The following is an 8,237-nucleotide window of genomic DNA, read 5'->3' on the forward strand; positions in this document are numbered from 1 at the left end:
CGATGACGAGGGGGGTGCCCCGGAGAAGGGCGCGAAGGGCAAGGCCGGCGCGGCGGAGTTGGAACTCGACGGCGCGGTGTTCGACCAGGGCTCCTTCGGCGAGACCGGCGGCGACCTCTACGACCAGGCCGTGCAGGTGGTGCTGCGCGACCAGAAGGCCTCGACCAGCTACATCCAGCGCCGGCTTCAGATCGGCTACAACCGCGCCGCCTCGCTGATGGAGCGGATGGAGGTCGAGGGCATCGTCGGCCCGGCCAACCATGCCGGCAAGCGCGAGATCCTGGTGGAGGACGCGGTCGGCTGAGGATCGTGGGGCGAGGCTTCGCGTCGGCAGCTCCCCCTCCCCCTTTGCGGGGGAGGGAGCCACGGGGGACCAATCGCCCCCCTCGAACACCCCGCGGCGAAAACACAGAAATACTCGTCCTCTTGAGGAACCCGCTCGCAGCTCACACGTTACGCGCGTGCGAGGCCTGGAAACGGGCTCGCGGGAGGGCGCCGGACCCGGTGTCTGGCGTCGCTTGTAGTCACGTTGCTCACAGGAGGATGTGGTTATGAGGACTTACGACGTTTCGCCCCTGTTCCGGTCGTCCATCGGGTTCGACCGCCTGTTCGAGTTGCTCAACCAAGCCGAGCGCGTCGAACCGTCCACGGCTTGGCCGCCCTACAACATCGAGAAGGTCGCCGAGGATCAGTACCGCATCACCATGGCGGTGGCAGGCTTCACGGCCGACGAAATCGCGCTGACCCAGCAGGACACCACGCTCCTCGTCGCCGGCCAGAAGGCCGCTCAGGAGGGCGAGACGCAGTATCTGCATCGCGGCATCGCGGCCCGAACCTTCCGGCAGACGTTCAATCTTGCCGAGCACGTGAAGGTGGTCGACGCGAGCCTGGAGAACGGCCTGCTCACCGTCGCGCTGAAGCGCGAGGTGCCGGAGGCCCTGAAGCCGCGCCGCATCGCCATCGGCGGCGTCACGGCGACGGCCGGCCAGGACAACGCGCCGGCGCCGGCGCAGATCAGCCGCGGGCGCGAGGCCCAGGCAGCCTGATCCCGCGTCCGCCGGTCCGGGCCCCGCCGGGGTCGGACGGACGTCCCCGGACGCAGAACGACACTCTCCTGCGGGTCCCCGGACCCGGGGCCCGCTCCCGCAACTGGCAACATCTGCGATGGAGAGAGCATCATGAGCGTGAGAGATCTGATTCCCTGGAACCGCAGCACCGGCACCCCCGCCCCGGCTGGCCTGCCGAGCGAGCCGACGAGCCCGTTCCTGACGCTGCACCGCGAGGTGAACCGCCTGTTCGACGACGTGTCCAACGGGTTCGGCGTGCCGAGCCTGGTGAACTCAAGTCTGGCGAACTCAAGTCTGGCGGGCCGGAGCTTCGGCTGGCCGAACGTCGAGGTGGCGGAGGCGGACGGCGCCCTGCGCGTTTCCGCCGAACTGCCCGGCCTCGACGAGACGGATGTCGAACTCCTCGTCGAGGATGGCGTGCTCACCCTGAAGGGCGAGAAGCGCGCCGAGACCACCGATAAGGAGCGCGGCTATTCCGAGCGGAGTTACGGCCGCTTCGAGCGGTCGATCGCGCTGCCCTTCGCGGTGCAGGAGGACAAGGCCGAAGCGACCTTCCGCAACGGCGTCCTCAGTGTGACGCTGCCGCGCTCGGCCGAGGCGCCGGAGCGTCGGCGCCGCATCGCGATCAACGGCGGTGGCGCTTCGGCAGCCAAGCACTGACAGGCGCCGCGTTGGTCGAGACCGAACGCATGACGCAGCGGCCGGCGCGTCCCCCAAGGGGGCACCTGAAGGGGGCACCTGAAGGGGGCGTGCCTGCCCATTCCAGCCTTTGCCCGCACGTGGCGGGTTCCGAGGAGGGTTCCATGCAGCAGATCGAGATCCATACCATCCAGGCCGGCCCGGCCAGGGACGGTATCGAACGTCTGGGCCCGGTGGCGGCGGCCAATCTGCGTCCGCCGGCCGTCGACCCGTTCGAGGCCTTCGTGGCGCCGGGCGACGTCTTCCGGCAGCCCCGCGAGGTGCTGACCTATCCGGGCCTGTCGGGCGCCGAGAAGCGGGCGATCCTGGCCTCCTGGGCCTCCGACGCCCGGGCGGTCGAGTCCAACCCGACCCTGCGCTGCCTGCCGGGCTGCCGGGCCGAGCCCGTCCCGATCGACGAGATTCTGGAAGCGCTCCAGGCCCTCGACGAGGGGTCCCCCGCGCCGGCTGCGCCGCGCCGACCGCTCTTCCCGGCAGCCTTCACCCGGCGCTGGGACGGAGGCCGGAGCGCGCCCGGATCCGCCCTGAACGGAACCGGGAGGGCCGTTCCATGACGACGTTCCACCTGAACAATCCGCATCGCGACCTCTGGCGCCGGCGGCGGCACCGCGCCCGCGACCAAGCGGGCGTGACCGATGAATCCATCCTGGTCAGCTGGCTGCTGACCGCCGTGATGTGCCTCGCTCTGGCGGCGCCCTGCCCGCCCGCGGCCCTGCCCTGGGTGGCGGCCGGGCTGCTGAGCCTGTCGGGCTTCACGTGGCTCGGCCTCGCCTTGACCCGGGGCGTCCCGCCGGGCGCGTCCCCCACCTTGACGGCCTGGGACGCCGCGTTGCTGTCCTTCGCGGCGAGCTTCGGCGTCCAGACGGCCGCGCGGCTCGGACTCCTCGGAGCCTGACGCGTATGACGGACCCACGCGCCGCATCCCGGAGGATGCACCGGCTCCGGGATGCGATGGGATCGGAGCTCCCCGCGGCGTTCCGGTCCCGATTTCCGGTCAAGATGCCAAGAGTCAAGATGCCAAGACATGTCGGGAGGTCACCATGGAGGAACGAACGATCGGAAGCGGCCACAACGACCCGCCCGTGGCTGTGCCGCCGGGTTGGCTCGCCAGCCGCACGGCCCGCATCCGGCGCCGCGAGCGGCCGGTCGACACCGCGGACCGGGCCCGGGCGGGAACGTGGCTCCTCACCGTCGAGCGCGAAACGCCACCCGAGATCGCGCCCCTGATGGGCTGGACGGCCGGTGACGATCCCCTCGCCACGCGGGTCCAGCTCAGCTTCCCCACCCGGGCGCAGGCGATCGCCTATGCCGAGCGCCAGGGGCTGGCCTACGCGGTCGAGCCCGAGACCGGCGTCACCGGGCCCACGCCGGTCGCGCCGACGATCCCGTCCTGGCGGCCTGGCCCACGGCCGCGGCCTCCACACCCACCTGTTCGACGCGCCGCGGAGCGCCGCCGGGCCGCACAGGAGCTTCCGGATCTGGAGCGGGCGCTGATCAACCCGGCGGCGGTGTTCGCCACGCCCGCGCAGGTGCTCGACCATCCCCGGCTGCTGCCCGGCTGCAAACGGGAGATCCTGCGGCGCTGGGCCTGGGATGAGTACCTGAAGGAGGTGGCGGCCGCCGAAGGCATGGCCGAGGGCGAGCCGTCGCAGCTCGACGCCGTGAAGGCCGCCCTCCTGGCGCTCGGCGAGACTTGGCATCCCCACCCGGCCGCGCCGGCCGCCGCAATGCCCGTGTCAGGGGACTTCGCGCGCGCCGCATGAGGCCGACACACGTCGGGAGTTGAAGCCCGCGACACTCCTCTCATCCTCGGCGGCCGCCTCATCGCGCTCCCGACAAGAGGTGTGGCGCCCCTCCCTCTCCCCGCAGGCGGGGCGAGGGGGAAACTGCGTCCAAGCCTCGGCGCAGCCGGCCACGTGAGAAGCCGCAAGCCTGCGCGGTGTCGCCTACACCACCGAGAACCGGAACTCGGTGGCGGCGGCAAACGTCTCGCCGGGCCGCAGCACCGCCGAGGGGAAGTTCGGGTGGTTCGGGGCGTCGGGGAAGCCTTGCGTCTCGAAGCAGACCCCGTCGCCGGAGCGGTAGATCCGCCCGGACGGCCCGATCAGCGTGCCGTCGAGGTTGTTGCCGCTGTAGAGCTGCAGTGCCGGTTGCGTGGTCCAGACATCGAGCCGACGCCCGCTGCCGGGATCGATGCAGGTCGCAGCCGGCCGAAGGGTGCCGGCGGAGCCGCGCAGCGCGAAGGTGTGGTCGTAGCCCTTGGCGTAGGCGAGCTGCGGATCCCCGGTCCGGATCCGCTCCTCAAGGGTCCGCGGGGCGCGGAAATCGAACGGCGTCCCGGAGACCGATTGGAGGATGCCGGTCGGGATCTGGGTCGAATCCGTCGGCGCGAAGGCATCGGCCTCGACCTGCACGCGATGGCCGAGGACGCCGCCGGCCCCCTCCCCGGCGAGGTTGAAGTAGCTGTGGTTGGTAAGGTTCAGGATCGTGGGCCGGTCGGTCACGGCGGTGGTGTCGATGCGCAGCACCCCGTCCGCCGGCAGGCTGTAGGTGACGCGGACGTCGAGATTGCCCGGAAATCCCTCCTCCCCGTCCGGCGAGCGGCGGCTCAGGACGAGGCGCGTCGCGTCGGAACCTTCCACCCGCCACAGGCGCTTGCCGAAGTTCTGCGGGCCGCCGTGCAGGGTGTTGGGCCCCTCGTTCACCGGCAACTGGTAGCTGTGTCCGTCGAGGCTGAAGCGCCCGCGCGCGATGCGGTTGGCGTAGCGGCCGACGATCGCGCCGAAGCTCGGGCTCACGGTCTCGTAGCCCGCCAGGGTGTCGAGGCCGAGAACGACGTTGGCGGTGCGGCCGTCCCGGTCGGGCACCGTGATCGCCGTGACGGCGGCGCCGAACGCGATGACGGCCACACTGATCGAGTCCCGGCTCAGGCTATGGCGGGTGACCGGGCGGCCATCCGCGGTGTCACCGAAATGCTCGGCCGGCACGCCCTAGCGCTTCCACACGCCGAGCCGCTCGCTCCGAGCGTGATCCTCGGCCGCGACCAGTTCGGGACTCGCCTCCGGTGAGGCGCGGCCGCCGCCGTTGAACAGCACCACCTCGGAGATGTCGCGCCCGTCCACGAGGCAGTTCATGGTGGCGCTGCCGGGGGCAGGCTGGCAGGTCACTTGCCGGCTGCCGATGTAGCGGGCCAGCTCCTCCGCCTGTCCGCCCCGCACCCACTCGACGCCGAACAGATGCACGACCTTGCCGCCGACCTTGAGGGTCGCGGTGTCGATCACTTGCGCCTGTCCCGCGATGGCGTTCGGCGGCAACGGCGTGTCGGGCTCGGCATCGCCCGCGGTTTCGGGGGGCGGGGTGACCGTATCGGGAGTGGCGGACGGCGCACTCGGGGCGTTGCCACTCTGGGCCGCACTGTTCGGGGCCGTGCCGTTCGGGGCCGTACTGTTGGGAGCCTCCCCAGGGGACGCCGCCGGAGCGGCGTGGCGTGGCGCGATCGGCCCGCTTCTCTCCAGGACGAGACCGGCGGCGATCACCGCCACCAGCGTGCCGGCGACCGCACCGAGAAGCAGGCGGCGCTGCCGGTGGGTCCCGTCGTCCACGCCGCCGAAGCCGAACCGGTCGCGCAGACGATCCCGGCCGTCGCGGAGCGTCTCGCCGAACCGGCCGGGCCCGCTGTTCCAGGCCGCCGCCGGATCCGTCCCCGCGGCTGCTTCGCCCGCCCCCTCGGCCGGACTTGCGAGCCGGCCGCGCAGGCGCGTCCGCAGGGTCGCGAACCGGCCGGCGGCGTTCTGGGCCAGGACGCGGCCCTGCTCGGAGGAGCGCTCCGCCAGGGAGCGGGCTCGTTCGGACTGCACCCCGACGAAGCGTGCAGTGGCGGCCTTCATCTCGTAGGCGCCGGTCAGCAGGGCCGAATCCCGGGGCTCCTCGATGGCGGGCGCGGCCGGTTCGATCCCCTCCGGCTCGGGGGGGAGGAACAGGGCGGGGTGGCGGGTGCGAAGTTCCGCGACGAGATCCGCCAGGGTCATCGGTGCGTCGGACCCGTCCCGGTGGCGCACGGCGCCGTGCCGGTCGAGCACCCGGATGCCGGTCCCGGCCTCATCGGGGATACAGGCGGCCTCAGCCAGGAGTTCGAGAGTCCGCACCGCCACGGGGCGTGGGCGGGCGCGGGCAACCGCGTCCCGGATCGCCGCGCGCAGGGCATGGCGGCTGGGACCGTCGAGGGCCGGACGGGCCGGTTCCGCCTCCTGTTGCTCCACCAGAGTCGACGACGTCATTCACCCGATCCCGGCACCACCCCGGCGCGGCCCGAAATCGATCGGCCGGGCCTGCGCGGGAGCGCCTTACAAAACATCGCATCGCCGGGATTCGTCCCCTCGGCCATCCGTCGCACGCGGCGACAGGCTCCTTACGCCTTGCCGGGCGAGGCGGCCAGGGTCCCGGCCTGGATGCTCCGCCGCAGGACACGGCCGGTCTCGCCCAGAATGTAGGGCCGCGCGCCGGCAAAGCCCACCTCCAGGATCAGCTCGGCCTCGCCGATGGAGACGGCGCCGCGCCCCGGATTGGCGGTGCGGAACTCGACCAGCGTGCGGATCGTGCAGGTTTCAGCGTCGCAGGCGGTGCGCATGGCTCGCGGCTCGTAGCGCCGCTCGGGCCAGCGCTGAACGAAGCTGCGCTTCTCGGCGACGAGCCCCGCCGTGGTGACCGGGCGGCCGTAGAAGCGCACGCGCGACGCGTAGTACCGGGTCGCCGCGCCCACCATGGTGTCGTCGGACCCCGAGACGGTGGCGAGGTAGCTCGCCGTCAGCGCCCGGGCGGCGGCGACGCGCTCGGCCGACACGCCCGGCGCTGGGCCGATCGCGGCCGGCGTCTCGGCGAGGCGGTGCGGACGATAAGTCTCCTGACGCGCTTCCTGGCGCGCGTCGTAGTATTCCCGGCGGCGCAGGCTCTCCCGGACCGGTGGACGCTCCAGGGCAGCCGCCCGCTTCGGGCCCGGCGCCCGCGTCGCCGCAGCCTTCGGCAGGGCGTCCTCGCCGGGTTCCGGCTTGGCGGCCTGACGGACCGGTGCGGCGTCGCGCGGCGTCTCGGGCTGGGCCTTCGCGGCATTCGTCTCTAGGTTCTTGGGCACCGCCGCCTTCATCGACTCCCTCGTGGCGCCAGCGGCCGGCGCGGCGGCCCGCGGCGGGGGGTCGACCCAGCCCCCCTGGCTCGCCGCGCCCTGCTGCTGGGCCGCGGCCGTGCCCGCGAGGGCGAGCGGCAGGAGCATGCCGAGGACGAGCGATTGGGTGCGTGCCTGGAGTCGGGCGGGGCGGGTGGCGGACATCGGTGCCTTCCTGGCGGCCGGGGCGGACAGTGACGAGAACGCGCCCGCGGGGGTGGGGAGTTCCACGCAGGTCTCGGGCGCGATTGACATCCTGCCTGATCGTACGGCGGCGGGCAGCCTTGGATTGCGGGGATGATGGGGTTGCGTTCGTCCGTTTGGGTACCAAGTCGGGGACAGTCTTGGCTTTGGCCGTTCCCGGTCTCCGTTCCGTCCGCTTTCCCGCCGCTGCGCATCGAGGTTCCCGTGGCCCGACCTGACGCCAAGGCCTGCCCGACCCCACGATCCGGGAGTCCCCGATGAGTGCCGCGCCGCGCCGGGCCTTGCTGATCTGCAACGCCAAGGCCCGCAACGGTGGGTTCGACCTGGACGAGGTCCGCCGGATCCTGCGCGCGGGTGGGATCGAGCCGGTGGAGCCGCCGCCGGACGCCGATTGCCGCGCCGAGATCCGCAAACAAGCCGGGTCGGTCGATCTCGTGATCCTCGGGGGCGGCGACGGCACCATGAACTTCGCCGCCCCGGCCCTGGTGGAGGCCGGCCTGCCGCTTGCGATCCTGCCGCTCGGCACGGCCAACGACCTCGCTCGCTCCCTCAATCTGCCGCCCGATCCCCTGGAAGCCGCCCGCGTGATCCCGACCGCGGAGGCGCGGCCCGTCGATCTCGGCTGGGTCAACGGCCACTATTATTTCAACGTGGCGAGCATCGGCTTCTCGGCGGAGCTCGCGGGTGAGCTGACGGCGGAGTCGAAGAAGACCTTCGGCGTGCTGGGCTACGCGGTGGCGGCGATCCGGGTGCTGCGCCGGGTCCGGCCCTTCACGGTGACCATCGAGCACGATGGCACGGTCGAGACGATCACCACCATCCAGGTTTCGGTCGGCAACGGCCGGCACTACGGCGGCGGCATGACGGTCGCGGAGAGCGCCGCGGTGGATGACGGCAAGCTCGATTTCTACAGCCTTGAGATCGACCATTGGTGGCGGCTGATCGCGCTGCTGCCTGCGCTCCGGCGGGGCACCCACGGCCGGGCGGCCGACGTGCGGGCCTTCCACGCCCAGGAGATCCGGATCACGACCCGCCGGCCCCGGCCGGTGAACACCGATGGCGAGCTGACCACGCACACCCCCGCCCATTTCAAGGTTGTCCCGAAGATC

The 8,237-nt window shown here is 72.2% G+C and carries 10 protein-coding genes; 7 read left to right on the top strand and 3 right to left on the bottom strand.

Annotated features, from left to right (window positions below; genetic code table 11):
* The 6 genes from OXS49_RS31750 to OXS49_RS31775 all read left to right on the top strand — a co-directional run.
* Window positions 1-304: DNA translocase FtsK (locus tag OXS49_RS31750; RefSeq protein ID WP_276082335.1), on the top strand; the 304-nt coding region annotated here is incomplete at its 5' end.
* Window positions 305-551: 247 nt separating this feature from the next.
* Window positions 552-1,046: an Hsp20 family protein gene (locus tag OXS49_RS31755; RefSeq protein WP_244005123.1), complete on the top strand. Its 495-nt coding sequence runs from the start codon at window positions 552-554 to the stop codon at window positions 1,044-1,046.
* Window positions 1,047-1,178: 132 nt separating this feature from the next.
* Window positions 1,179-1,727 (top strand): Hsp20/alpha crystallin family protein, encoded by a 549-nt coding sequence (locus tag OXS49_RS31760; RefSeq protein WP_267428533.1) that lies wholly within the window; start codon window positions 1,179-1,181, stop codon window positions 1,725-1,727.
* Window positions 1,728-1,870: 143 nt separating this feature from the next.
* Window positions 1,871-2,320 (top strand): hypothetical protein, encoded by a 450-nt coding sequence (locus OXS49_RS31765; RefSeq protein ID WP_267428534.1) that lies wholly within the window; start codon window positions 1,871-1,873, stop codon window positions 2,318-2,320.
* Window positions 2,317-2,661 (top strand): hypothetical protein, encoded by a 345-nt coding sequence (locus tag OXS49_RS31770; protein WP_267428535.1) that lies wholly within the window; start codon window positions 2,317-2,319, stop codon window positions 2,659-2,661. Before OXS49_RS31765 ends, OXS49_RS31770 begins: the two co-directional genes overlap by 4 nt.
* 145 nt (window positions 2,662-2,806) lie before the next feature.
* Window positions 2,807-3,529, top strand: a complete 723-nt coding sequence (locus OXS49_RS31775) for an NADH dehydrogenase ubiquinone Fe-S protein 4 (protein ID WP_267428536.1) — start codon at window positions 2,807-2,809, stop codon at window positions 3,527-3,529.
* Between the two features lie 183 nt (window positions 3,530-3,712).
* Here OXS49_RS31775 and OXS49_RS31780 read toward each other — a convergent pair whose 3' ends face one another.
* From OXS49_RS31780 to OXS49_RS31790, 3 genes are all read right to left on the bottom strand, one after another.
* Complete coding sequence (locus OXS49_RS31780) at window positions 3,713-4,753, bottom strand: aldose epimerase family protein (protein WP_267428537.1); 1,041 nt, start codon at window positions 4,751-4,753, stop codon at window positions 3,713-3,715.
* Window positions 4,754-4,756: 3 nt separating this feature from the next.
* A complete protein-coding gene (locus tag OXS49_RS31785) occupies window positions 4,757-6,043 on the bottom strand; it encodes a nuclease (RefSeq protein ID WP_267428538.1) in 1,287 nt (428 codons plus the stop codon).
* Between the two features lie 131 nt (window positions 6,044-6,174).
* On the bottom strand, window positions 6,175-7,089 hold the full coding sequence (locus tag OXS49_RS31790) for a hypothetical protein (protein WP_267428539.1): 915 nt from the start codon (window positions 7,087-7,089) through the stop codon (window positions 6,175-6,177).
* Window positions 7,090-7,385: 296 nt separating this feature from the next.
* Between OXS49_RS31790 and OXS49_RS31795 the strand changes: the two genes are divergently transcribed.
* Window positions 7,386-8,237: lipid kinase (locus OXS49_RS31795; protein ID WP_267428540.1), on the top strand; the 852-nt coding region annotated here is incomplete at its 3' end.

The organism is Methylobacterium sp. GC_Met_2, assembly GCF_026540795.1.
Taxonomy (GTDB): domain Bacteria; phylum Pseudomonadota; class Alphaproteobacteria; order Rhizobiales; family Beijerinckiaceae; genus Methylobacterium.

Coding starts and splice junctions, on each gene's coding strand:
- OXS49_RS31755 (WP_244005123.1), top strand. CDS start 552: ATGAGGACTTACGACGTTTCGCCCCTGTTCCGGTCGTCCATCGGGTTC.
- OXS49_RS31760 (WP_267428533.1), top strand. CDS start 1,179: ATGAGCGTGAGAGATCTGATTCCCTGGAACCGCAGCACCGGCACCCCC.
- OXS49_RS31765 (WP_267428534.1), top strand. CDS start 1,871: ATGCAGCAGATCGAGATCCATACCATCCAGGCCGGCCCGGCCAGGGAC.
- OXS49_RS31770 (WP_267428535.1), top strand. CDS start 2,317: ATGACGACGTTCCACCTGAACAATCCGCATCGCGACCTCTGGCGCCGG.
- OXS49_RS31775 (WP_267428536.1), top strand. CDS start 2,807: ATGGAGGAACGAACGATCGGAAGCGGCCACAACGACCCGCCCGTGGCT.
- OXS49_RS31785 (WP_267428538.1), bottom strand. CDS start 6,043: ATGACGTCGTCGACTCTGGTGGAGCAACAGGAGGCGGAACCGGCCCGT.
- OXS49_RS31790 (WP_267428539.1), bottom strand. CDS start 7,089: ATGTCCGCCACCCGCCCCGCCCGACTCCAGGCACGCACCCAATCGCTC.